At 43.2% G+C, this 24,097-nt stretch carries 25 protein-coding genes; 9 read left to right on the top strand and 16 right to left on the bottom strand.

The features are described from left to right. Positions 1-3: 3 nt before the first annotated feature. Positions 4-540 (bottom strand): heavy-metal-associated domain-containing protein, encoded by a 537-nt coding sequence (locus tag AC570H_RS18015; RefSeq protein ID WP_497357393.1) that lies wholly within the window; start codon positions 538-540, stop codon positions 4-6. Positions 541-636: 96 nt separating this feature from the next. Beyond that, the gene (locus tag AC570H_RS18010; protein ID WP_497357391.1) at positions 637-1,038 is read right to left on the bottom strand and encodes an HYC_CC_PP family protein; all 402 of its coding nucleotides are present in this window, start codon (positions 1,036-1,038) and stop codon (positions 637-639) included. 552 nt (positions 1,039-1,590) lie between these two features. On the opposite strand from AC570H_RS18010, the gene AC570H_RS18005 reads away from it, so the two are divergent. The 5 genes from AC570H_RS18005 to AC570H_RS17985 all read left to right on the top strand — a co-directional run bounded on the left by AC570H_RS18005 (position 1,591) and on the right by AC570H_RS17985 (position 6,964). Beyond that, positions 1,591-2,307: a peptidylprolyl isomerase gene (locus AC570H_RS18005; protein WP_497357389.1), complete on the top strand. Its 717-nt coding sequence runs from the start codon at positions 1,591-1,593 to the stop codon at positions 2,305-2,307. 7 nt (positions 2,308-2,314) lie between these two features. Beyond that, positions 2,315-3,082, top strand: coding sequence for an exodeoxyribonuclease III (locus AC570H_RS18000; RefSeq protein WP_497357387.1), 768 nt, complete (start codon positions 2,315-2,317; stop codon positions 3,080-3,082). A gap of 105 nt (positions 3,083-3,187) precedes the next feature. Beyond that, complete coding sequence (hutI, locus tag AC570H_RS17995; RefSeq protein ID WP_497357385.1) at positions 3,188-4,438, top strand: imidazolonepropionase; 1,251 nt, start codon at positions 3,188-3,190, stop codon at positions 4,436-4,438. After that, positions 4,416-5,432 carry a formimidoylglutamase gene (locus AC570H_RS17990; protein ID WP_497357383.1) on the top strand — a complete coding sequence of 339 codons (1,017 nt, stop codon included), beginning with the start codon at positions 4,416-4,418 and terminating at the stop codon, positions 5,430-5,432. Before hutI ends, AC570H_RS17990 begins: the two co-directional genes overlap by 23 nt. 17 nt (positions 5,433-5,449) lie before the next feature. Then, positions 5,450-6,964 carry a sulfatase family protein gene (locus AC570H_RS17985; RefSeq protein WP_497357382.1) on the top strand — a complete coding sequence of 505 codons (1,515 nt, stop codon included), beginning with the start codon at positions 5,450-5,452 and terminating at the stop codon, positions 6,962-6,964. Positions 6,965-7,159: 195 nt separating this feature from the next. On the opposite strand, the gene AC570H_RS17980 is transcribed toward AC570H_RS17985, so the two are convergent. The 10 genes from AC570H_RS17980 to AC570H_RS17935 form a co-directional block, all read right to left on the bottom strand. Next, positions 7,160-7,321 carry a hypothetical protein gene (locus AC570H_RS17980; protein ID WP_497357380.1) on the bottom strand — a complete coding sequence of 54 codons (162 nt, stop codon included), beginning with the start codon at positions 7,319-7,321 and terminating at the stop codon, positions 7,160-7,162. Beyond that, positions 7,305-7,955, bottom strand: coding sequence for a 5-formyltetrahydrofolate cyclo-ligase (locus tag AC570H_RS17975; RefSeq protein WP_497357378.1), 651 nt, complete (start codon positions 7,953-7,955; stop codon positions 7,305-7,307). Before AC570H_RS17975 ends, AC570H_RS17980 begins: the two co-directional genes overlap by 17 nt. Before the next feature lie 67 nt (positions 7,956-8,022). Continuing rightward, a complete protein-coding gene (gene efp / locus AC570H_RS17970; RefSeq protein WP_497357376.1) occupies positions 8,023-8,583 on the bottom strand; it encodes an elongation factor P in 561 nt (186 codons plus the stop codon). Positions 8,584-8,724: 141 nt separating this feature from the next. Then, complete coding sequence (gene efp / locus AC570H_RS17965) at positions 8,725-9,285, bottom strand: elongation factor P (protein ID WP_497357374.1); 561 nt, start codon at positions 9,283-9,285, stop codon at positions 8,725-8,727. A gap of 280 nt (positions 9,286-9,565) precedes the next feature. Next, positions 9,566-10,123, bottom strand: a complete 558-nt coding sequence (locus AC570H_RS17960; RefSeq protein ID WP_497357372.1) for a hypothetical protein — start codon at positions 10,121-10,123, stop codon at positions 9,566-9,568. Between the two features lie 11 nt (positions 10,124-10,134). Then, on the bottom strand, positions 10,135-10,746 hold the full coding sequence (locus AC570H_RS17955; RefSeq protein WP_497357370.1) for an ABC transporter ATP-binding protein: 612 nt from the start codon (positions 10,744-10,746) through the stop codon (positions 10,135-10,137). Positions 10,747-10,787: 41 nt separating this feature from the next. After that, on the bottom strand, positions 10,788-11,573 hold the full coding sequence (gene lpxA / locus AC570H_RS17950; protein ID WP_497357368.1) for an acyl-ACP--UDP-N-acetylglucosamine O-acyltransferase: 786 nt from the start codon (positions 11,571-11,573) through the stop codon (positions 10,788-10,790). Then, positions 11,573-12,982, bottom strand: a complete 1,410-nt coding sequence (locus AC570H_RS17945; RefSeq protein WP_497357366.1) for a bifunctional UDP-3-O-[3-hydroxymyristoyl] N-acetylglucosamine deacetylase/3-hydroxyacyl-ACP dehydratase — start codon at positions 12,980-12,982, stop codon at positions 11,573-11,575. The genes lpxA and AC570H_RS17945 overlap by 1 nt, the downstream gene beginning before the upstream one ends. Continuing rightward, entirely contained in the window at positions 12,982-14,055 is a 1,074-nt protein-coding gene (gene lpxD, locus AC570H_RS17940) for a UDP-3-O-(3-hydroxymyristoyl)glucosamine N-acyltransferase (RefSeq protein WP_497357364.1), read from the bottom strand. The genes AC570H_RS17945 and lpxD overlap by 1 nt, the downstream gene beginning before the upstream one ends. A gap of 108 nt (positions 14,056-14,163) precedes the next feature. Then, positions 14,164-15,387, bottom strand: a complete 1,224-nt coding sequence (locus AC570H_RS17935; protein WP_497357362.1) for an HD domain-containing protein — start codon at positions 15,385-15,387, stop codon at positions 14,164-14,166. A gap of 101 nt (positions 15,388-15,488) precedes the next feature. On the opposite strand from AC570H_RS17935, the gene porX reads away from it, so the two are divergent. From porX to AC570H_RS17915, 4 genes are all read left to right on the top strand, one after another. Beyond that, a complete protein-coding gene (porX, locus tag AC570H_RS17930) occupies positions 15,489-17,042 on the top strand; it encodes a T9SS response regulator signal transducer PorX (RefSeq protein WP_497357360.1) in 1,554 nt (517 codons plus the stop codon). Between the two features lie 241 nt (positions 17,043-17,283). Next, the gene (tsaE, locus tag AC570H_RS17925; RefSeq protein WP_497357358.1) at positions 17,284-17,709 is read left to right on the top strand and encodes a tRNA (adenosine(37)-N6)-threonylcarbamoyltransferase complex ATPase subunit type 1 TsaE; all 426 of its coding nucleotides are present in this window, start codon (positions 17,284-17,286) and stop codon (positions 17,707-17,709) included. A 105-nt stretch (positions 17,710-17,814) separates the two neighbouring features. Continuing rightward, positions 17,815-19,041: an alanine dehydrogenase gene (locus AC570H_RS17920; RefSeq protein WP_497357356.1), complete on the top strand. Its 1,227-nt coding sequence runs from the start codon at positions 17,815-17,817 to the stop codon at positions 19,039-19,041. 43 nt (positions 19,042-19,084) lie between these two features. Then, positions 19,085-19,768: a M15 family metallopeptidase gene (locus tag AC570H_RS17915; RefSeq protein WP_497357354.1), complete on the top strand. Its 684-nt coding sequence runs from the start codon at positions 19,085-19,087 to the stop codon at positions 19,766-19,768. An 880-nt stretch (positions 19,769-20,648) separates the two neighbouring features. On the opposite strand, the gene AC570H_RS17910 is transcribed toward AC570H_RS17915, so the two are convergent. Genes AC570H_RS17910 through AC570H_RS17895 form a run of 4 tightly spaced genes read right to left on the bottom strand, consistent with a single transcriptional unit; the run spans position 20,649 to position 24,089 of the window. Next, positions 20,649-21,197 carry a phosphoglycerate mutase family protein gene (locus AC570H_RS17910; RefSeq protein WP_497357352.1) on the bottom strand — a complete coding sequence of 183 codons (549 nt, stop codon included), beginning with the start codon at positions 21,195-21,197 and terminating at the stop codon, positions 20,649-20,651. A gap of 2 nt (positions 21,198-21,199) precedes the next feature. Further along, entirely contained in the window at positions 21,200-22,249 is a 1,050-nt protein-coding gene (locus tag AC570H_RS17905; RefSeq protein WP_497357350.1) for an aminotransferase class I/II-fold pyridoxal phosphate-dependent enzyme, read from the bottom strand. Further along, entirely contained in the window at positions 22,249-23,295 is a 1,047-nt protein-coding gene (locus tag AC570H_RS17900) for a glycosyl hydrolase family 18 protein (protein WP_497357348.1), read from the bottom strand. Before AC570H_RS17900 ends, AC570H_RS17905 begins: the two co-directional genes overlap by 1 nt. Next, a complete protein-coding gene (locus AC570H_RS17895; protein WP_497357346.1) occupies positions 23,292-24,089 on the bottom strand; it encodes an alpha/beta hydrolase in 798 nt (265 codons plus the stop codon). The genes AC570H_RS17900 and AC570H_RS17895 overlap by 4 nt, the downstream gene beginning before the upstream one ends. Positions 24,090-24,097 lie beyond the last annotated feature (8 nt).

Below are 24,097 nucleotides of genomic sequence, written 5' to 3'. Positions count from 1 at the left end.
GGCCTAAATGCTGAGGTGGTAAATCCTGGTTTTTTTACCATTAACTACGCCTGTTCCGCTGGCATATGAATCAAACTTTACAGTGCTCGCTTTTTGCTTAAATGCGCTGTTAGAGATAAAGTTTTTGTCGATTACGCTTACTTTAACCGGACCGTTAAGCACCTTACTTTTGGCATTGGCAAAACGATATACATTGGTGCCTACAATGGCCTGGCCATTATCGTCAATCTGTGCCTGGTTAAAGTTTATAGTTGCATCTAGTTTACCTACAGAAAATCCGGCATCCTGTACTTTTTTGTTCAGTTGGTCAAAATTAACTGCTTCGCCTTTTTTAAAGCTGAGTACAAAAAGGTTTCTGTTTAAATCTGGCGTTACATTGCTGACGTAAGGAAGGGTGCGCAATGATTTTTCGGTCGCCTGAGAACACATGGAACAGGTTAGTCCCGTTACCTGCATTTCAACGGCAGTAATTTGTTGGGCCGATACTTTGTTTATCGCAAAAAGCATCAAAAAAGCGATCGTTATTTTAATCGTTTTCATGTCTGAATTTTTTAAATGAATACACCATTCTCCCAAATGGGGGGAAATTAATAGACATACAACAGCAACGCCATTGCAGGTCGATGTTCATTTAGGCTAATTCCTGAAAACGCAGTTGAGCAGGTGCAGCGAAACCCGTGTAGATTTGGGCGGGGCTTTGTTCTCTGCCTTGCTAAAGAAATCTGGGAAGTATGGTCTGAAAAAATCAGCCACCCTTTGGCCAAGGATGAGTTCTAAGCTAAAAAGCTTAGGCAATTTAAATGAGCTTTCTGCCTTGTGGTTATCTTTTACCTTAACCTCAACTTTGGTATTCTTGCAGCAGGCATCATCTTTTTTGGCTACGGGTTCTGCCTTGCAGTATTTGCAGCTTACCTCGTTGGCAAACAGCGAAACCGATGCCAGTTTGCCTCCACAAAAGTGCATGCTCAAAGCCACGCCAATTACACTGATCATGTAAAAGGCAGAAAGACCGAGGGCAAGTTTTTGCTTTAGCTTCATGCGTGCAAAGCTATAGATAAATTTTTGAAAACATTTTGGAATAATTGTTAAAAATTGGTAAATATTGCTTTGAGTGGTTTTGCTAGCAGATTATAAATCAGGAATTAAGGAAAATGGAAGAGGTAAAATGGAAGATGGAATAAGCAGTAACATTCTTAAGAGAAAAGCAGGCTTCGGTGCTCTTGGGTTACCATAGCCCCGCCTTCCACTTCAAGTCCTCGCTCGTAAAATCGCTGCGGGCTTTACGTTGCAATCGGGTTTAGGAAACATAGCTTGGTTGCACTGGCTCAAGTAAAGTTGGACTGTCTTTAACCTGCCTTAGAGCCATTGCGCTCCAAAACACCATCAGCTAACTCAAACAACCCGCTAACAATTAACAGAAAGCAGGATTTAGCGCTTTGGGCACACAGCACATTTCAACCTTTAAACCTTCCAACATTTAACAATTCAGCAATAAGCTAATCCTCTAATCAGCCAATGCACAAACGAATGAGCCAACGAACTAATGAACCAATTATTTAATTTTATAACTTAGCACAAATCAATTCCAACATGAAGAAACTTTTTACTTTCCTGCTCTGCCTTTGTTTTGTGCAGGCTTTTGCAGCCAAACCTAAACACCAATATGTAAAAATAACCACCGCGCAAGGCGAATGCATCATTAAACTGTACAACGAAACACCTTTGCATCGCGATAATTTTATCAAGCTGGCCAAAGAAGGCTATTACAATGGCACCCTATTCCACCGCGTAATCAAAGCTTTTATGATCCAAGGCGGCGACCCGGATTCGAAAAATGCCAAGCCAGATTCGCTGTTGGGCAACGGTGGACCAAAATATACCATTCCAGCGGAGTTTCGCGACAGCCTATTTCATAAAAAGGGCGTTTTGGCCGCGGCAAGAGAAGGCGACAACGTAAATCCGAACAAGGAATCGAGTGGTAGCCAGTTTTACATCGTGCAGGGCAAGGTTTTTACAGATTCGATGCTGAATGTTTTGGAAGAAAAACGGTTGAAATTCAAAATCCCAGAATGGCAGCGTGCAGTGTATAAAACAACCGGAGGCGTTCCTCACTTAGACCGCAACTACACGGTTTATGGCGAGGTAGTGAAGGGCTTGGAAATGGTGGATAAAATTGCAGAGGCCACCACCGACAAGAACAACCGCCCTAAAGAAGATGTAAAAATGACGATTACCGTACTCAGCAAGCGCGAAGCCAAAAAACTAGAAAAAGAGCTGGCCAAAAATGCCGGCAAAACCAATATATAATTTTGATATGAAGATTATTTCCTATAACGTAAACGGCATTAGGGCCGCCGCTACCAAAGGCCTTTTCAACTGGCTGCAGGCTACCGATGCAGATATGGTGTGCCTACAAGAAGTAAAGGCGCTTAAAGAACAAATCCCTGATGTTTTGGCCCTGATCGAACAGTTGGGCTACCATCATTATTGGTTTCCGGCCGAGAAAAAGGGTTATAGTGGCGTGGCTATCTTAACCAAAATTAAGCCGAACAACATTTCTTACGGTTGCGGCGAACCATGGATTGATGCCGAAGGACGGATCTTAAGAGCCGATTTTGACAATTTTTCGCTCATGAGTTTGTATATGCCTTCGGGTTCGAGTGGCGACGAAAGGCAATTGAAGAAATACGAGTTCATGCGCTTTTTTGATGTGTACATAGACGAATTGCGCAAACAACACCCTAACCTGATCATTTCTGGCGATTACAACATCTGCCACCGCGAAATAGACATCCACAACCCTAAATCGAATGCCAACTCTTCTGGATTTTTGCCCGAAGAACGCGAATGGATGGAACTGTTCATGAACAACGGCTTTATCGATACCTTCAGACATTTTAACAAAGATCCGCACCATTATACCTGGTGGAGCTATCGTGCAGGGGCCCGCGGCAAGAACCTGGGCTGGCGCATCGATTACCATCTGGCTACCCTGCCGATGGAAAACCGTCTCAAAAATGTACGCATTTTACCAGACGCCCTGCATTCTGACCATTGCCCCGTTTTATTAGAAATAGACTAAAAGTTATGGGTTAAAGGTTGTGAGTTACTGGGTCAAAGCACATAACCTAATGCATGCCTAAGCGTTCAAACACACAACCCGTCACCCGTAGCACACAACACCATTATGCTCATCACAAACATTAAAGGCCTTGTTGGCGTTCATCCCAAAGAAAAGCTATCGCTTCGCGGAGCCGAATTGGCCAATTTGCCTGTTTTGGAAAACGCATGGATTTTATTGGAAAATGGCCTGATCAAAGATTTTGGATCGATGGATACTTTGTCCGATTCGGTCAAATCGCCACACGCAAATCGCGATACGCTAGACGCCGAAGGCCGCTATGTATTTCCTTCTTGGTGCGATAGCCATACACATATTGTGTTTGCGGCTCCCCGGGAAGAGGAATTTGCCCTAAAAATTGCAGGCAAGAGCTATGAAGAAATTGCCGCAGCTGGTGGGGGGATTCTCAATTCTGCCCGTAAGCTTCAAGAGGCCAGCGAAGAAGAGCTTTTTGCAAGTGCCAGTTTACGTCTTCGCGACATGATTCTGCAAGGCACTGGTGCAGTAGAAATCAAGAGTGGCTATGGCTTAAGCGTAGCCAGCGAATTGAAAATGTTGCGTGTAATCCAGCGGTTAAAACAGGCTTTCTCTATTCCGATCAAGGCTACTTTGTTAGCGGCACATGCCTATCCGCAGGCTTATAAAAATGATCATGCAGGCTATATCAAATTGATTATTGAAGAACTGCTGCCAGCAGTAGCCAAAGATAAAATGGCTGATTACATGGATGTTTTTTGCGAGCAGGGCTTTTTCTCGGTAGGCGAAACCGACGAATTGCTGGCCGCAGGAGCGAAATATGGCCTGAAGCCTAAAATACATGCCAATCAGCTCTCTGTATCGGGAGGCGTACAAATTGGCGTACAACATGGCGCCGTCTCGGTTGATCATTTGGAAGAAACCGATGAAGCCGTTTTAACCAGTCTTTCTACCAGTAAAACCATAGCTACGCTATTGCCATCCTGTTCTTTTTATTTAGGTATTCCTTTTGCCAATGCCCGTGGTTTGGTTAATGCCAATGCCATAGTTGCTTTGGCTACCGACTATAATCCTGGTTCTACCCCATCGGGCAATATGAATTTTGTGGTTTCGCTGGCTTGTATTAAATTGAAGCTCCAACCCGAAGAAGCCATCAATGCCTGCACGCTAAATGGGGCCGCCGCCATGGAGCTGAGCCATGAGCTTGGCAGCATCGCCATTGGCAAAAAAGCAAATCTGTTTATCACCAGGCCTATGCCTTCATTGGCGTTTTTGCCTTACAGTTTTGGCCAAACACAGGTGGAAACGGTTATTTTAAATGGAGAAATTTATCATGGATAGGCTTCAGATCTATACCCAGGAAGATCTTCTGGCTTTGGTTAATAGCCGAGTTGGTGAAACCAAGCTTGGAGAAAAGGTATTGGTTTTACCTCCAGCCGAAGGCTTATCGCTTTCAGAAAACATTAAAAATTCTTCGGCAAAATTTGTGCTTTTGGCCATCCCCGAAGATATTGGCGTAAGAGCCAACCATGGCATCGGTGGCGCGGCAAGCGCTTGGCCGGCAGCGTTAAAAACCCTGCTTAATATTCAGAGCAACTCTTTTTTAGGGGGCGAAGAAATTCTGGTGCTGGGCCATTTTGAGATTGATGACCCTGTTGATCAAAACATAGAATCCCTAAGAGCCAAAACCGCCACCATTGACGAATTGGTTTATCCTGTTCTCGAACAAATTGTGGGAGCAGGCAAAATCCCCATTGTGATTGGTGGCGGGCACAACAATGCATTTCCTATCATTTGGGGCAGTTCTTTGGGCTTAAAACAGGCGATCAATGTCGTTAATATCGATGCACATGCAGATTTGCGAAACGTTGAAGAAGGCAGGCATAGTGGCAATGGCTTTAGCAACGCGCTGGCCAAAGGCTATTTAAACCAATACCGCGTTTTTGGTCTGCACCAAAACTACGTGAACAAGGCTTTGCCCGCTTTGATCGCGAGCAATCCCAATTTGCAGGCCCGCTATTTTGAAGACCTGTTGCAAAGTCCTTCTATCGTACAAGATTGGCAATCGTTTAGTGCGGACTTGGCATCACCATCGGGCTTGGAAATAGATTTAGACAGTATCGAAAATGTATTATCAAGTGCGACTAGTCCATCTGGTTTTGCCCTAAACGACATCAGGAGCATCCTTTTAGGCAATACTAAAAAATGGTGTTATTTACATATTTGCGAAGGAGCCGTTAAATTGGCCAATGACCGCGAAGATTTAAGCACAGGCAAAACCATTGCTTATTTGGTAAGCGATTTGATCAAAAACTACCTTAGTATTAAAGTTTAATATTAATATACATACCTATGAAAAAAATCATCCTCGCTTTTGCATTCGCAATGGCCTTAACGGCTAATGCCTTTGCCCAGCAAAAAAAACCACAAAAACCAAATGTCATCTATATTTATGCCGATGATTTGGGCTATGGCGATTTGAGCTGTTATGGCGCTACCAAGCTACACACCCCAAATTTAGACAAGCTGGCCAAACAGGGCATCCGCTTTACCAATGGAAATGCGACTTCATCAACCTGCACGCCCTCTCGCTATGCCTTAATGACCGGCCAATATCCTTGGCGCAAGCAAGGCACAGGCGTATTGCCTGGCGATGCGGCCTTGATTATCCCAACCGATAAAATTACCCTTCCCAAGGTTTTTAAACAGGCGGGCTACACTACTGGCATCGTAGGTAAATGGCATTTGGGCCTAGGTACAGCAGTGGCTAAAGATTGGAATGGAGAGATTAAACCTGGACCAAACGAAGTGGGCTTCGATTATTCATTCATCTTTCCGGCAACGGCCGATAGGGTGCCTACCGTATTTTTAGAAAACCATAAAGTAGTGGCGCTCGATGCCAAGGATCCTATCGAGGTGAACTATAAAACCAAGGTAGGCAATGATCCAACCGGAAAAGAGCATCCAGAGCTCTTAAAAATGCAGTCTTCGCCTGGGCAAGGGCACAATGCCACCATTGTAAACGGCATTGGCAGGATTGGCTTCATGAGCGGTGGCCAAAAGGCCCGCTGGGTAGACGAAGAAGTATCGACCACCTTTCTAACCAAGGCCAAAGATTTCATCAGTGAACATCAAAGCAAACCTTATTTTCTTTATTTCTGTTTAACCGAGCCCCATGTTCCCCGCATGCCAGCCACCATGTTCAAAGGAAAAAGTGGCTTGGGTTATCGTGGAGATGCCATTTTGCAACTCGATTGGACCGTAGGCGAAATTATGAAACAGCTCGAAGCCACAGGCCAAAGCAAAAACACGATGATCATTTTCAGTAGCGACAACGGCCCTGTATTAGACGATGGCTACCAAGATGAGGCAGTAACCCAATTAAATGGGCATACGCCAACAGGGGCCTTGAGAGGTGGCAAATACAGCTTGCTGGAAGCCGGAACGCGAGTGCCTTTTATTGTAAGCTGGCCCGGGACGGTTAAACCTGCTGTTTCATTGGCAATGGTATGCCAAATGGATCTGATCGCTTCCTTTGCAAAATTGCTTAACATAAAAATTCCGGCCGGAGAAGCTTCCGATAGCGAAAATACAATCGATGCCTTATTGGGCAAAAGCACGCAAGGTCGCTCTGTTTTAGTTAAACACGCGCGTTCATTGGCTTTGGTAAAAGAGGGCTGGAAGTACATTGAACCCAACAAAGGCGAAGCTTACGAGCAACTGGTAGGTATCGAAACGGGCAACGCTCCAACACCACAGCTCTATCATTTAACAGCAGATCTTTCCGAAAAAAGCAACCTGGCCGATAAGTATCCCGAAAAGGTTAAAGAATTGGCGGGTTTGCTGGAGGCGATTAGGAAGAAATAGTTCCACTTTCGAAATTTTCAGTTGGCAGTTTTCGGTTAGCAATTGAACCGATGAAGACTTACGAAGTTGAATAAGCGCTGGGCGTTAAGGGTTTGGCGATTCGTTCTATTTTGCGTCAAACCTGACAACCGATCTGGGATCCCTCTCTAGATAGATGCTGGATCAGGTCCAGCATGACGAATCGGAGATATGTTATTAAAGCTCTTCGTCTTCGTAACGGTCTGCCGCTTTTTGCATGATTTCCATGTCGGCCAATTGAAGTGCACTAAGCGGCTCTTCCTGCTCCTGCATCTCGAATATGGTGATCATAATTTCTTCGTACTGCTTTGCCGAAGTAATCCTAAAGTCCTTTTCCATGGTTGTTAAGCGTAAAATCGATAATTCGTTCGGGGGTAATGCATTTATCCAAGCGGATATCATTCAAATGTACGTCATTAATTTGTTCTGTCGCATCAAAAAAGGATAATCCTATTTTTTGGGTATCGAGGCCTTGCAAAAAACGATCGTAAAAGCCTTTGCCATAGCCCACGCGATAGCCCTGCTCGTCAAAAGCCAGCAAAGGCACAATTACCATATCCGGCGGATCGTTAAAAGCATCGGCATTTTGAGGTTCTGGAATATCAAACTGGTTAAGCACCAAATCATCTTGTCCCCGGTAATGAAAATGGCTCATCAAGCTAGATTCGAAATCAGCCTTGGGAACAATAACCTTAATTTCAGGATGGTTTTGCAGCAGCCAATCGATCAGCAGAAAGGTGTTCGGCTCTTTATGTCTTAAAATAGGCAGGAAGATGTGAAGGCTCTGGATATTGGCAAAATCAAGCGTTTTAAAGCGCTCCAAGAGTTTTTCGTTCAGCACGGCAAGCTCTGCATCGTTTAGCGAGTTTCGTTGCGCTAAGGCCTGGTTCCGCAGTTCTGATTTAAGCATCTTTTTATCGTTCTTTACAAAGGAATCATTAGCGTGCTTGTGGAAGATTGTTTTAGCTTCCATGCGTTTACATTAACCTTGGCAGCCTTCTTTGCAATAAGGCTGCCAAAGCCAAAATGATAGCTAATTGCTATTTAACTCTTTCCACGTACTCGCCGGTACGGGTATCGATTTTGATCTTATCGCCCTGGTTAACAAACATAGGCACCTTAATTTCTACTCCGTTTTCTAAAGTAGCGCTTTTTAATGCATTTGTAGAGGTATCGCCTTTAACCGCAGGTTCAGAATAGGTTATTTCTAATTCTGTAAAGTTCGGTAGCTGCGCCATAATTGGCTCGTCGCTTTCCATAGAAACCAAAATGCTCATGCCTTCTTTCAAAAAGCGCAAAGATAGACCAAAAAGAGATTTAGGCACATTAAATTGCTCATAAGAAACATTATCCATTACTACCAAATAATCCCCATCTTCATAAAGGTATTGGTAATCGTTGGTTTCTACACGGCAAATCTCAACCTGCTCATCGGTATTCATCCGGGCCTCAACAATTCTGCTTGTTTTAATGTTACGAAATTTACCGGTGTAAAATGCGCCTCCTTTACCTGGTGTACGGTGATTCCATTCGTCAACAGTAACCAATTCTCCGTTTATGCGTAGAATGTTACCAACTTTTATTTCTGATGCTTTTGCCATGTCCTTTAAAAATCGTTATTCTTTGTTTTTTTGAGGACGCAAGGTAAATTATTTTTAAATTAAATGGCAAAAAAATATGGCTTCGGGAACCACTCCGAAGCCACAATCAACCTAAACCTAAAACTAAACTATGAAAATTTATTATTTTACTCTTTCAATATAGTCTCCTGTGCGTGTATCAACCTTAACTTTGTCGCCTTGGTTAATAAACATTGGGACTTTAATTTCTACCCCTGTTTCTACAGTTGCATATTTCATTGCATTGGTAGAAGTGTTGCCTTTTACTGCAGGCTCAGAATACGTAATTTCCAATTCTACGTTCGAAGGCAATTGCGCCATAATCGGCTCGTCGCTTTCAAAGGCTACAATTACATTTAAGCCTTCTTTCAAGAACTTTACGCCTTCGCCAAATAAGAACTTAGGCACAGTGTATTGTTCAAAACTTGTATTGTCCATTACGACCAACGAATCGCCATCTTCATAAAGATATTGGAAATCGTTAGTTTCCACTCGGCAAATCTCCACCTCTTCGTCAACACGGAAACGGTATTCTACCGATTTTCCAGTTTTAACATTGCGCATTTTAGCTTGATAGAAAGCTCTTAAATTGCCCGGGGTACGGTGAATAAATTCCTCTACCTGTACCAAATCTCCGTTAAAGCGAAGAATATTACCGTTTTTAATGTCTGATGCTTTTGCCATTTGGTTTGAAATTGCGCCTATTTCTACAGCGCCATTTCGTGCCGCAAAGGTATAGACTATTTTTTAATTCTACAATAGTAATTTGAAAATATTTTTTGTTTGTTGTTTTAAACAGAAATAGGCCATTTTTTAGGCAAAATTTCTGAGGTAAAATTATTTATTTTTGGCCGATTATCCATCGGGCTTTATCAATTTTGTGCCGCTTTCCTCACCCAGTGATAAGAGCTAAGCCAGCCACGGTTTAACAAGATTTATCTTGCCCATGCCCATAACATATTGGCTATTTGAAGTAGGATTGATAATCAAACTCCTCCATTAATAGTTTTTCAAGGTCTTCGTATTTCGATTTCGTTTGCGACTTGCGCGGATAGCTTGTATAAAACTTAAAGGCGTGATATTTTTCGTCTTTCTTAATTTCTATTACATAAAAAGAAATTGGGTCGTGAAAACCCCTTTCCATATCGTTTCTATTGCCGAACGAATAAAGATTAAGCGAATCTATTTTATGGATAAAACCTTCTACTCCACTTTTCGGTTTTATTTCTTGTTGCCTGCAAAATGGCTTTTGCTTCTTAAGTAACAAAAGGTTTCCTAGTTCAATTATCGATGAGCTCCCGCCCAATTCATCGCCAGCGGATATCGATATCACACGATCTATCGAGGTTCCGCTATTGATCCAAGCCCTAAACGAAAATTTGGCATCATTTAAACTAATGGGCTGAAGTCTGTCAGCTGTATAAGACAAATTATAGAAAGGCATTGCGACTTCCTTTCTGGTCGAGCAGTTCAGCAAGAGCAAGGCGATGAAAAGACAGAGAAGCTTAGCGATCTGGCTCATAATTCAACCCTCTACTTATAATCCGTAATATTTAATCGGTACTCACAAAAACTGTACTCATGCAATTGGTTGGAACCAATGATGGTGATCCGATTTGTTGCAAAGCGTTCCATCAGTTCTAAATACCAGGCCACTCCTTGCTCATCGAGGTTAGAGGTTGGCTCGTCCAGCACTAAAATCGGGGTATCCGCACAACAGGCCAAAGCCAGTTTGGTCCGTTGCTTCATGCCCGAAGAAAAATGCTTAAGCGCTTTGTCTTTTGCCTTTTCCAGACCCAAAACCTCAATAACCGCCTGGGCATTAAGTTCTTGGGCATATTTTTTAAACTGGAAATGGAATTCAATGGTTTCGGTAAGGGTAAATTCTTCTATCAGGTCTAAATACGGACCGGCAAAGCTCAGGTGCTTATATACGCTCTCTACAGGCGTAGCCGGATGATCATACTTGATTTCGCCCTCAGAGGGGGTTAAATTACCTAAAACAACACTCAACAGCGTAGATTTCCCAGAACCGTTTGGCCCTAAAACAGCGTATTTCTGCCCAGAAACAAAGCGATAATCTACCTTTCTGAAGATCCATTCCTTGTTAAAGCGCCGACCAATGTTATTTAGGCTGATTTCCATTAATGACTGTGTTGGCGCTGTGGCTCAGTAAAACGTTTTGCTTAGCTGCTGGTACCGAAGCCCCTCATTACGCCACGGTTCGAATTGCGGATAAAATCTACAATCTCATCGCGGATTTCTGTTGGCTGAAACTCGGCTTCAATGATATCCAATGCTTTGGTTACGTTGTTGTTCTTTACAAACAATACGCGGTAAATTTCTTGTATTTCGTTGATTTTTTCTGGAGAAAAGCCCCTGCGACGCAAGCCTACAGAGTTGATGCCCACGTAAGAAAGTGGCTCTCTGGCCGCTTTTACATATGGAGGAACGTCTTTACGCACCAATGAGCCACCGGTTACGAAAGCATGCGAACCCACCTTTACAAATTGATGTATAGCTACCAATCCTGCCAATACCACATAATCGCCGATGGTAATGTGACCGGCCAAAGTGGTGCTGTTAGAGAAAATGCAATAATTGCCTACTTCGCAATCGTGTGCAATGTGCGAATAAGCCTGGATAAGGCAATTGTTGCCAATCACCGTTTTCCATTTGTCTTTGGTGCCACGGTTAATGGTTACGCACTCGCGGATGGTTGTGTTATCGCCAATTTCTGCTGTGGTTACCTCACCGGCAAATTTTAAATCTTGTGGAATACCCGAAATAACCGAACCGGGAAAAATACGGCAGTTTTTGCCAATTCGGGCGCCATCCATAATGACTACGTTAGACCCTATCCAAGTACCTTCGCCAATTTCTACGTCTTTGTGGATTACTGCAAATGGCTCAACAACTACATTGTCTGCAATTTTAGCCTGTGGATGTATGTATGCTAGGGGTTGTATCATTATACTGTTTCGCTGTCTTTTACTTTTACAATTTGTGCCATCATTTCGGCTTCTACCACAACTTTGTCGCCAACCATGCCCACGCCCTTCATTTGGGCAATGCCGCGTCGCATTGGCTCCATCAGGTCGCACCTAAATATGAGGGTATCTCCGGGCAATACCTGCGCCCTGAAACGAACATTGTCTATCTTAAGGAAGTAGGTAAGGTAGTTTCTTGGATCGGGCACCGTACTGAGCACCAAAATGCCACCTACTTGCGCCATGGATTCGATCTGTATCACGCCCGGCATTACTGGTGCACCAGGAAAGTGTCCTTTAAAGAACTCTTCGTTCATGGTTACATTCTTTACGCCAACTACGTGGGTTTTTGAAAGTTCTATTACTTTATCTACAAACAAGAACGGCTGCCTGTGTGGCAAAATATCCATTACCTGTACCACATCAAAGATGGGCTTGGTATTTGGATCGTATACTTTTTGGATTTTTTTGCCTTTTTCTTTTTTTATCGCGGCTTTTATCCTCTTGGCAAAAGCTACGTTAGCGGCGTGGCCTGGTCTGGCCGCCATGATGTGGCCTTTCAGGTGAACGCCCACCAAAGCCAAATCGCCAATCATATCCAACAGTTTATGACGGGCAGGCTCATTTTGGTAGCGAAGCTCCATGTTATTCAAAATTCCCTGTGGCGCAACCTCAATGGCTTTTCTTTTAAAAATGGTAGCCAAGTGATCCAACTCTTCGCGGGTTACCTCTTTATCAACAATTACAATTGCATTGTTCAAGTCGCCCCCTTTAATCAGATTGTTTTTCAATTGATATTCCAGTTCATGCAAAAAGCAAAAGGTACGGCAAGAGGCTATTTCCTTTTTAAACTCGGCAATGCTCGAGATGCCTGCGTGCTGGCTGCCCAAAACCGGCGAATTATAATCGATCATGCAGGTAAAACGATAGTCGTCTAATGGCATAGCCACTATTTCTACCTTTCTATCTGCTTCGGTATAGGTAATGTTATGCGGAATGGTAAAATATTCGCGGTCTGCGTTTTGCGAAATTATGCCAACTTCTTCCAAAGCCTCAATAAACTGAATAGCGCTGCCATCCATAATTGGAGTTTCAGGCCCATCAAGCTTGAGCAATACGTTATCGAGGTCCATGCCCACCAACGATGCCATTACGTGTTCAACCGTGCTTACGCTTGCTCCGTTTTGGCTAATGGTGGTTCCACGTGCCGTATCGGTCACATTATCGCAATCGGCCTCAACAATTGGCTGTCCCGGAAGATCAACCCTTTGAAACTTGAAACCATGGTTTTCTGGAGCGGGACAAAAGGTTAGCGTTACATTTGCACCGGTGTGCAAGCCAACGCCTTTAACTGAGATTTCGCCCTTTATTGTCTTTTGCTTAACGTTCATTATCTATTTTGTGTTGTCGTAATCTGTTCGATGAGCGCATTAAGTTCAGCTATTTTGGCTTCTAATTCACGTACCCTTTTTTCTACGTCAGGCAGTTTCTTAAATATAACGGTAGAACGCATCCATTCTTTTAGGGGCTGCGCCGGACTACCATGCCATTGTTTGTTGTCTTCTGTGTTAAAATTGATACCGGCTTGTGCACCTACCTGCGTGCCTTTGCCTAAATTCAGGTGACCAGCAATGCCCACTTGGCCGCCAATTACCGAATTATCGCCCAGTTTGGTGCTGCCAGATATGCCGCTTTGTGCCGCCACAACAGCATGTGCGCCCACATCAACATTATGTGCAATTTGGATCAGGTTGTCTAGCTTGGCGCCTTTGCGGATAAAGGTAGAGCCCATCGTTGCCCTGTCAATAGTGGTATTGGCTCCAATTTCTACATCGTCCTCTATCACTACGTTGCCAATTTGGGCAATTTTGTTGTAGGTACCGTCTGGCTGCGGCGCAAAGCCAAAACCATCGCTGCCAATTACCGCATTAGAATGGATGGTAATGCGATCGCCCAAAATAGAGCGGTTGTATATTTTTACCCCTGGATAAAATATGGCCTCGTTGCCGATTTTTGTGTCGGCACCGATATAAACCTGGGTATGTATTTTGCAGTTATCGCCAATTACCACGTTCTCTTCAATGGTACAAAAAGCGCCGATATATACGTTTTTGCCAATCTTTGCAGAAGGGTGTATAAAACAGGGTTGATCTATGCCTGGAGTAGTGCGGTCTTGGTTAACGACTTCGTTGTATTTTTCTAGAAGAATAGAAAAAGAACTGTAAGGGTCCTTTACTTTGATCAGGGTGCAATTTACCGGCTGCGTGGGTACAAAGTCCCTCGATACGATAACTACAGAAGCCTGTGTAGTATACAAGTAGCTTTCGTACTTGGGATTAGATAAAAAGCATAGCGATCCAGCACCCCCACTTTCTATTTTAGAGAGTTCCTTGACCGTAGCGGTCTCGTCTCCTTCAATAGTTCCATCTAAAAATTCGCTTATCTGCTTGGCAGTAAATTGCATCTTACAAAGTTAAATGTTAAATTGATATGAACAAATAAACAACAGCGGTTAATGTTACAAGGATAAGACAAAAACGGCTTTTAAGCCTTTAAATTTTGTTAAAAAATGCTAAATGTCCCTTACGTAACAAAGAATGTGTTTTTTTACCGTCTTATCTAAGGATTCTAAATTAGACAAATCTGAGGCTTTTGCAATGTCTACCAGCTCTTTATTCTTCATTAGGATGTTTATATTGCTATTTCCGGCATTGTAAGCCCTGTTCCTAATGGTGTCTGTAAACACAAAATAAGCCACGTCATCCTCGTCCAAATGCAGCCTCAACATGATGTTATCGGCCAATGCAGCGATCCTTTCTGCAGGGGGTTCGGCATTGCTGATCTCCACTTTGTAAAGCTTTCGTGCGTTAAGCATTTTACATAAACGCGACAAAATTGGATCGTCGTGGTCTGCCCAAACCTTAACCGAAGCATAAATATCCTGGTCATCTAGCTTGGAAAACTGTTGCAAATGGATTTCGTCTTCAAAGAAATTAAGTTCGGTGATATCGTTCTGCAAAAAATGCTGCAAAGCCGGCGTTGCAAAAAGCTCCATGCCTCCCGAGGCCAGTTCCTTGGCACGCTCTAATATCTTTACCAATAACTGCTCTCCGGCGATAACCGTTTTATGCAGGTACACCTGCCAGTACATCAGCCTGCGGGCAATCAGGAATTTTTCAATAGAATAAATGCCTTTTTCTTCAATCACCAGCTGATCGTCAACCACGTTGAACATTTTAATGATGCGGTCAAAACTGATTACGCCTTCGCTCACGCCCGTAAAAAAGCTGTCGCGGTTCAGGTAATCCATTCGGTCGAGATCCAGTTGGCCAGAAATGAGCTGGCAAAAGAAATTGCGGTGGTATTTGCCCCTAAAAATATTGATCGCAGTGGTCAGCTTTCCATTAAATTCTTCATTCAGCTGATCCATCATCAGCATGGAAATATCTTCGTGCATGATACCCGTAATCAGCGTATGCTCCAGTGCATGCGAAAAAGGACCGTGTCCTATATCGTGTAGCAAAATGGCTATAGTTGCCGCTTCTTCTTCTTCGAAACTGATGTGGTGGCCCTTGCTCCGCATCACTTCTATGGTTAGGCTCATGAGGTGCATGGCGCCCAGAGCATGATGGAAACGGGCATGCAAGGCTCCGGGATATACCAAATGGGTCATTCCCAATTGTTTGATATACCTTAAGCGCTGAAAATAGGGGTGGGAAATAAGGTCATAAATCAACTCCGATGGGATGCTGATAAAGCCGTACACCGGGTCGTTTATTATTTTCTTTTTATTCAATTCTTAAAAATAAATTATACGGTACAAAAATTGCTATTTTTATCGATAGTAAAAAAGCCTAGCGCTTTTAATCAGATTAATTTACATAAAAAATAGATATAATGCAGGAAACCAAAATTCTATGGGCCGATGATGAAATCAACTTGTTAAAGCCGCATATTTTGTTGCTCAACGAAAAAGGCTATCAGGTAACTACATTTACCAACGGGAATGATGCATTAGAGGCCTTTGGAAAGGAACATTTCGACCTTGTTTTTTTAGACGAAAACATGCCTGGAATGAGCGGATTGGAAACGCTTTCTGCCATTAAAAACATACGGTCTGACGTGCCGGTGGTGCTGATCACCAAAAGCGAAGAAGAAAACCTGATGGAAGATGCCATCGGTTCGAAAATAGACGACTACCTGATCAAGCCGGTTAATCCGAAACAGGTATTATTAACCATTAAGAAAATCATAGACAACAAGCGCCTGGTAAGCGAGCGCACCTCTTCTGCCTACCAGCAGGATTTTAGGCGCCTAGGCATGACCTTAAACGATAAATTGAGCTATGAAGAATGGGTAGAGGTTTATAAAAAACTTGTTTTTTGGGAGCTGGAATTGGAAAAACTAGACGATCCGCAGATGCATGAAATTTTGACCATGCAAAAATCGGAAGCCAATATGCAGTTCTCCAAATTTATAGAAAACCATTACCTCGATTGGGTAAATGGAAAAGGAGAACCGCCGTTATTATCGAACGAACTGTTAAAAAAGAAGGTTTTTCCTTTAATCAACAGCACTACACCTGTATTTTTTATCCTGATCGACAACCTGAGGTACGACCAGTGGAAAATCATCAATCCTTTAATTACCGAATATTTCCGTTTAGAAGAGGAGGATACCTATTCGAGTATCCTGCCAACGGCTACACAATATGCACGTAACGCCATTTTTTCAGGTCTGATGCCTTTAGAAATGGAGAAACGCTTTCCGGCACTTTGGCAAAACGACGATGATGAAGGCGGCAAAAACCTGCACGAAGAAACATTTTTGGGCGAGCAGATCAAACGCAGCCTGCGCAAAGACTGCAAGTTCAGCTACCATAAGATCTTGACCTTCGACCAGGGAAAAGAGCTGACCGAACAGGTAAACAACCTGATGCAGAACGAATTTAATGCCTTGGTATATAACTTTGTGGATATGCTTTCGCATGCCCGTACCGATATGCAGATGATTAGGGAACTGGCCAATGATGATGCAGCTTATCGCTCTTTAACCCTATCGTGGTTTGAACACTCGCCTTTGTTAGACCTCTTGAAGAAAATTTCACAGAAAAGAGTTAAGCTGATTATCACTACCGACCATGGCACCATTAGGGTAAAGCACCCGAGCAAGGTAATTGGCGATAGGAATACCAATACCAACCTGCGCTACAAACAGGGGCGCAATTTGAATTTTAATCCGAAGGAAGTTTTCTTGATCAAGAATCCGCACGAAGCGCAATTGCCGAAGATCAACATCAGTTCTAACTACATTTTTGCCAAGGAAGACCAGTATTTCGTATACCAGAACAACTACAACCAGTTTGTGAATTACTACAACGAGACTTTCCAACATGGAGGTATTTCGCTAGAAGAGATGATCATTCCGGTGGTAACGTATAGTTCGAGGTAGGTGTTAAGCGTTTGGCGTTGAGCGTTAGTTTTACCGCAAAGAAAAGAGTTGAAGGATTATTCACTACATAGGCCCTTTAGGCATTGTTCAATTGTTGTTCTTGCTAAATTGTTGTTTCGTTTTTCCAATTTAATCTTTGGACCCCAGTCTTCAGAATCAAAACCATAGACCATGAACTATCGGCTATAGACTAAAGACTTTGGACCTTGGACTTTTAGACTTCGAAACCTAACTTTGCATCATGAACTCCATTTCCATTAACAGCATTAGCGAATTGCCTAATGTTGCCGAAAAGCTGCTTTATTTTGCCAATGGCGACAGGTTTTTTGTGTTTGAGGGCGATATGGCCGCTGGCAAGACCACCTTTATCAAATCGCTTTGCGAAGCTTTGGGTATTAAAGATGTGGTGAGCAGCCCAACTTTTTCTATTGTTAATGAATATGAAAGTCCGGCGGGACCGGTTTACCATTTTGATTTTTACCGCTTAAAAAACTTGCAGGAAGCCTATGATATCGGCTACGAGGAATATTTTTACAGCGATAATTATTGCTTGGTCGAATGGCCACAAAAGGTACAAGAACTATTGCCAGAGCAGTACATCAAAGTATCGATAACCATTACGGGCAACGAGCAGCGTCGTTTTGATTTTGATCGGATTGGCCATTAAACCCCTGCTTTTTGTCAGCGCTTGATCTTTTCTATGTATTTAATATTGAGCTATTCATAGATTTTCCGTAACTTCAAACACCTAAATAAAACTACCCAATTTATCATGGCTACAGGATTACGTGAAGGCATGGCTGCCATAGCCCAGAGGGGCTTGATGCAACCCCAGGAGTCAATGTTAGAGACGAACAAGAAAAGCAACAGTTTATACATCGGTATCCCCAAAGAAATTTCTTTTCAGGAATGCAGAATAGCACTTACCCCTTTATCGGTAGCCCTTTTGGTGAACAATGGCCATCGAGTGGTAATCGAATCGGGAGCTGGAAACGGCGCCAATTTTACGGATAAGGACTACAGCGAACAGGGCGCGCAGATTTCTTTCAGCAAAAAAGACGTGTACGCGGCCGATATCATTGTGAAGATTGCCCCGCCGACTTTAGAAGAAATTGGCTTTATGCACAAAGGGCAAACGCTCATTTCGGCTTTGCAGATCGGCACGCTCAAAGAGGCCAATTTAAAGGCCATCCTCCACAAAAAAATCAATGCGCTTTGTTTTGAAAACCTGCGCGACGAAGGAAATGTACTCAGCGTAGTACGTGCCATGGGCGAAATTGTAGGCTCTGCTTCTATTTTTATCGCGGCCGAATACCTCAGTGCCGCATTTGGAGGCAAAGGCTTAATGCTAGGTGGCTTTACGGGTGTTCCACCTACCGAAATCGTAATTTTAGGTGCGGGCACAGTTGGCGAATATGCGGCCCGAACTGCACTTTCTTTAGGAGCCGAAGTGAAGGTTTTCGATAGCTCTATCTTTAAGTTGCGACGCTTGCAAAATAACTTGGGAAGCAGGGTCTTTACTTCTGTAATGCAACCCATCGTATTGGCGAAGGCCATTACTACCTGCGATGTGGTAATTGGCGCTATCCGTTCGCAACATGGCCGCAGCCCTTGTTTGGTGATGGAAGAAACCGTGAGCCGCATGAAGCCCCATTCTGTAGTGGTTGATGTAAGCATTGACCAAGGCGGTTGCTTCGAAACTTCGGAGGTAACCAACCATAAAGACCCTGTGTTTATCAAACATGATGTGATCCATTATTGCGTACCCAATATCGCATCGAGGGTGCCTCGCACGGCCTCTTATGCGTTGACCAATATATTTGCTCCTATTTTGATCGATATAGGCGAAATGGGAGGCTTAATGAACATGGCATGGAACAGACCTGGCATTCGCGAGGCGCTTTATTGCTACCAAGGGCATTTGACCAATAAAGACCTGGCCAACATGTATAATTTGCCATTCAAGGATTTGGAATTACTGGTGGTTGCCAATCAATAATTATTGAAGCCTTCATCACAAATGAAAAACAGATTATAGATAGATGAAAAGACTATTATTGTTGGCTTTGATGGCCATCTGCCTCAATTCATGTGCCCAGAAGAATGCCCAAAATCCTTATGGGCTGGCCATTGTGAGCGATTACAAAACCTACAAGGCCGACTTAAAGGCACATCCCAATAATGAATTGGTGGAGATTAAAAAGGCCATTCCATCGGTGGTGCTCGATATCAGATATGCCACTACCAAAAACTTTATGCAACAGGTGATGTACAAGCAGGCACGAGCCTTTGCGCGCAAGCCTGTGGTAGCACAGCTGAAAAAGATACAGGCCATCCTCAACAAACAAGGCTATGGTTTAAAAATATTTGATGGCTATCGCCCCTATGCCATTACCATGGCTTTTTACCAGAAAGCAAGCGACAAGAATTTTGTGGCCAACCCCAACAAGGGCTCTAAACATAACCGTGGCTGTGCGGTAGATTTAACGATTATCGACCTCAAAACCGGCAAGGACGTACCTATGCCAACGCCCTACGACAGTTTTGCGCCAGAAGCCGCGCCACATTACCAAAAACTGCCAGCAAACGTGATTAAAAACCGTGATTTTTTAATCGCAACCATGCAGGCCAACGGTTTTAAAGTGATTTATAACGAATGGTGGCATTTTGATTTTAACGGCTGGCAGGACTATGATTTGATGGATATTCCTTTTGAAAAGCTATAACCAGTAGTCCGGTTCGGAAGTCTATAGTCTGAAGTCTATAGTCCACAAATCGTCATTGCGAGGCCGAACAACGAAGCAATCTTTTTTCACCACCTTAGACGCCTAAGAAAACCAAGACTTGGTATTTTTAACCGCAAGAATGTAAGCCATATCCGTCATTGCGAGGAGGAACGACGAAACAATCTTTTTCGATAAATTAAAACACATAGGCACATAGAAACACATAGGAGTATTTGGTTTATGGTTAATCACATCGACTATTAGCTATGTATTTGTCATCCAGAACGCAGTGAAGGATCTATCTGGAGATAAATCCCTTATCGGCATCCCTGCAGTTTAACGACCTAAGAAAAGCTAGGGCCTGGTGTTTTTAACCGCAAGAATGTAAACCATATCCGTCATTGCAAGGAGGAACGACGAAGCAATCTCTTTCGATAAATTAAAACACATAGGAGTATTTTGGCTTATGGTTAATCACATCGACTATTAACTATGTATTTGTCATCCAGAACGCAGTGAAGGATCTATCTAGATATAAAGTACTGACTACTATCCTTTGTAGGCATCCCCGCAGTTTAACGACCTAAGAAAAGCTAAGGCCTGGTGTTTTTAACCGCAAAGAATGTAAGCCATATCCGTCATTGCGAGGAGAAACGACGAAGCAATCTTTTTCGATAAATTAAAACACATAGGCACATAGGAATATTTTGGTTTATGGTTAATCACATCGACTATTAACTATGTATTTGTCATCCAGAACGCAGTGAAGGATCTATCTCGAGATATAGATTCCTCCTCAGGTTGGAATGACAAAACAGCCCTCCATTGCCTATGTGTTAAAACTTAAATGCTCTAAGGTTTCTTAGGTGGTGAAAACAAACTAAGATTTCGGTTTTTCTACCGGTTCCTGCTTGGTATGGTGCTCGGCGCCGTAATGGTCTACGCTTACATCTGCTTTGCCATCTTTAACCGTTAGCGAAAAAATATAATCGTAATCATCGTCAGTCAATGCTTTAATCGGCCTGGTACCGCCAAATGCCTCAATGAGCTCGAGAACCGTATTGGAATGCCCCACAATTAATATTTTCTTGCCTTTGGCATTCGCCATCAGCTGCTTGGCAAATTCTTTTTGGTCGGCAGGATTATAGGTTTTGATGGCAATGCCTTCCCTATCGGCCAATTGAAATGCCGTGAGCTTTGTTCTTTTATAGTTGGTGGTGAAAATCGAATCGAGTTTTTGTCCTTTTAGCTCTTTAAACAAGGCGTCTGCGCGCAGTTTTCCTTCTGGCGATAGATCGGGATCGTTGTCTTTAGGATTATCGGCCAGCTTTTCGGCATGCCTAACAATCCAGATTTTTACTGCTTTCTGAGCGCTCAGGTTCTGCTGTCCTAGCAAAACCACTAAAAAAATCAATACAAGTTTCTTCATCTTTATAATGCGTCTAATAATTCTTTAACATCGGCTTCACTATGCCAGCTGCTCAGCACAATTCTATTGATCATTTCTCCATCCTTGTCTGGATAGGGAAAAGCGGAGATCAGCACCTGCTTTGCCAGCAATTGTTGGCTAAGGTCTGCATTTTTGCAGAAAAAAACCGGAAAATCTGGTATAAAATGCCAGTCATTTTGACCCGCCAATGACTCTGACATAAGTTGACTGAGGTTTTTAAGTTGATTTAACTCTTGGCTATAGATTTCATCGGCCTGCATCAAAGCAAAAAGGCCTGCGGCTGCGGGTGGCGAAGCACCCAAAAACTCGTTGCTTTGCTTCAGTTCGCCAATCATTTTTGCTGAGCCCAATACCAAGCCTGCATCAACACCCAATGCCTTGGCCATAGAGGCGACAACCAATGTTTCGATATTATGGGCCGATGGCAATGCAACAAACGCGCCTAGGCCCTTATAATTGATCCCTATGCCATGCGAATCGTCTACAATCAACAGGATTTTTTTATTGTGGTCGATTTCCTTTACGAAAGAAAAATCGTAAATCTCCGGAAAAAGATTGTTCATGGAATTGCTGATGAGTACCCATCGTTCTTCATTGCTTTGGTTAATGAGGGCTGTAATAGCTTCGGTCCATGCCTTAAAAGATCCTGTTGTTTTAGGTTCCCCATCTAGCCACAAAGCCGGATGACAGGCTGGGGCGTAAGCTATTTGTCCCCAATCTTGAAAATGCTTTACCGTAAGCTGGGCCGCCAGATAGCCACTAGAGCTTACCAACGAAGCCTCTGCGCCGAATTTTTGCGCCAAATGCTTTTCGGCTTCATCATAAATGCCCAGTTGCACATTATTGCCCCTGCTCGTACCATTGTTCAGTCCAAACTTTTGGAGACCGTGCATATAGTTCCTCAAAAATTCCTGATTGCTCGGAATGCCTAGATAAGCCGTTCCCCCAAAATAGAGATAGCTTTTTCCAGCTACTTCAATCCTCGGAGCCAAGGCACCATCCAGTTGATTAAATACGGATTTGACTTGCATTAATTATAGCTTCTTCCCAATTGATCGTTGGCCGCTTTGATTAAAGAATTGGCGTTATTGGTATCGAAAGAGAACTCCCAAAACATAATGCCGTTACCACGATCTTTAGCCAGCTGTGTTTTTTGTTTTACCAAACTGATGCCATTAAACCAATACTCTACACTATTTACCATACCGCTGTTGCCATTCACATCAACTCCTGCTGCTTCAATATCGCGATAGCCTTTGGCCGAACCAGTAGAATTTTCTCCGTACAACGGAATACCTACTATTGCCTTTTCTTTAGGAAGGCCTTTGTTAATTAACCATTGATCCATACTGGCTACGCTCATTTTATAGGAAGCATGCTGATAGGGTTCGGTTGTGTCGTACCCTGGACCATCGTATTGCATAATATTGAAAAAGTCTACATATTGAAAAACCGCAGGCTTGATCCCGTCTCTGATGCTTCCCGCATATACTGCAGGGGTAACCGCGGCGCTCAAAAATTTGTTGACCTTATGCAGTTCGGTTGATAGTTCTTGCATCAGAAGCACAAAATTATCGGCCGATGGAACCGCATCTGCAGTACTTGGATATTCCCAGTCGATATCTACCCCATTCAGGTTGTTGTTTTTGGCAAAATTAACCACATTGGTTACAAACTTGGTTCTGCTTGTCGCCGAATTGGCCATGGCTATAAAATAACTTCTGGTACCCGAAACCGAGATGCCCACTTTTACATTATTGGCCCTGGCCCGTTGCATTACCGTAGCAAACCTGGTGGGTTGCGAAAGCGCTTTCAATGAACCATCTCCTGCCGCATCGATTTCCAAAAAAGCATAAAACAAATGGGTAATCATTTTATACTTGCTGATGTCTACTGTTTCTGGGTCTTTATAACTTGGCATATAAGCCACAATTTTAAAGCTGTTGTCTGGCACATAAGGCGTTGGGGTTACCGGCGTAGAATTATCTGGCGGATTTACCGTATCGCTGCTTTTTTTACACGCGCCAAAGCCCACCAAGCCCAAGACGCATACGAAGAGTAGATTTTTTAGCTTCATTCCTGCTTTTTCAATTGATTTTTAAAAAACTCAAACTGTTGGCGGATAGATTTGGCCCAATAAACCTTGTTATGGGCGCCTGGCTGAGAAATGTAAGTGGCGTTTAGTTTCAAGCTATCGCATTTTTGCTTGAGCTCGTTATTCGATTGGTAGAAAAAATCGTCGGCACCGCAATCAAAAATAATAGGCTTGGCATTTCCTTTCAGTTGGCCAATATTTTCGATTACCGAATACTTTTTCCATGCTTCATCTGTAGCCGGTGGGTTTCCCAGTAAATCTCCCAATCCAAACTTACCAAATCCATCTGATAATTTTATCCCCCCGCTGGTACTACCTGCTCCGGCAAACATTTCCGGATGCTGTATAAAGAAATGCAATGCGCCATGGCCACCCATGCTTAGTCCTGAAATAAAGATATTGTTGGGATCGACCTTGTATTTTTGCTGGATATCAGGATACAATTCCTTGAAAAAGAAGGTTTCAAATTGCCAATCTTTCTTTACTGGACTGTTCAGGTACCAGCTGCTCAACAAGCCATCGGGGCAAACAATGATAAACCCATACTCGTCGGCGTATTTTTGGGCATTCATAATGTTGTTCCATTGTTTGTAATTGCCGCCATAGCCATGCAACAAGAAAATTAGTGGAAATTTATCCTGTTCTTTATAGTTTTTGGGCTTAAATACCCAAGTGGTATCGGTCCTTGGCAAATTGCTGCTTTGGTAAACGAGCTGGTCTTGCGCCTTTGTTGCCAGGCAAAAAACCACCAATAATGCCGCTAAATAATATTTCATCTGCTATC

Source organism: Pedobacter sp. B4419 (genome assembly GCF_059693725.1).
This window is presented reverse-complemented; position numbering and strand designations above follow the sequence as displayed.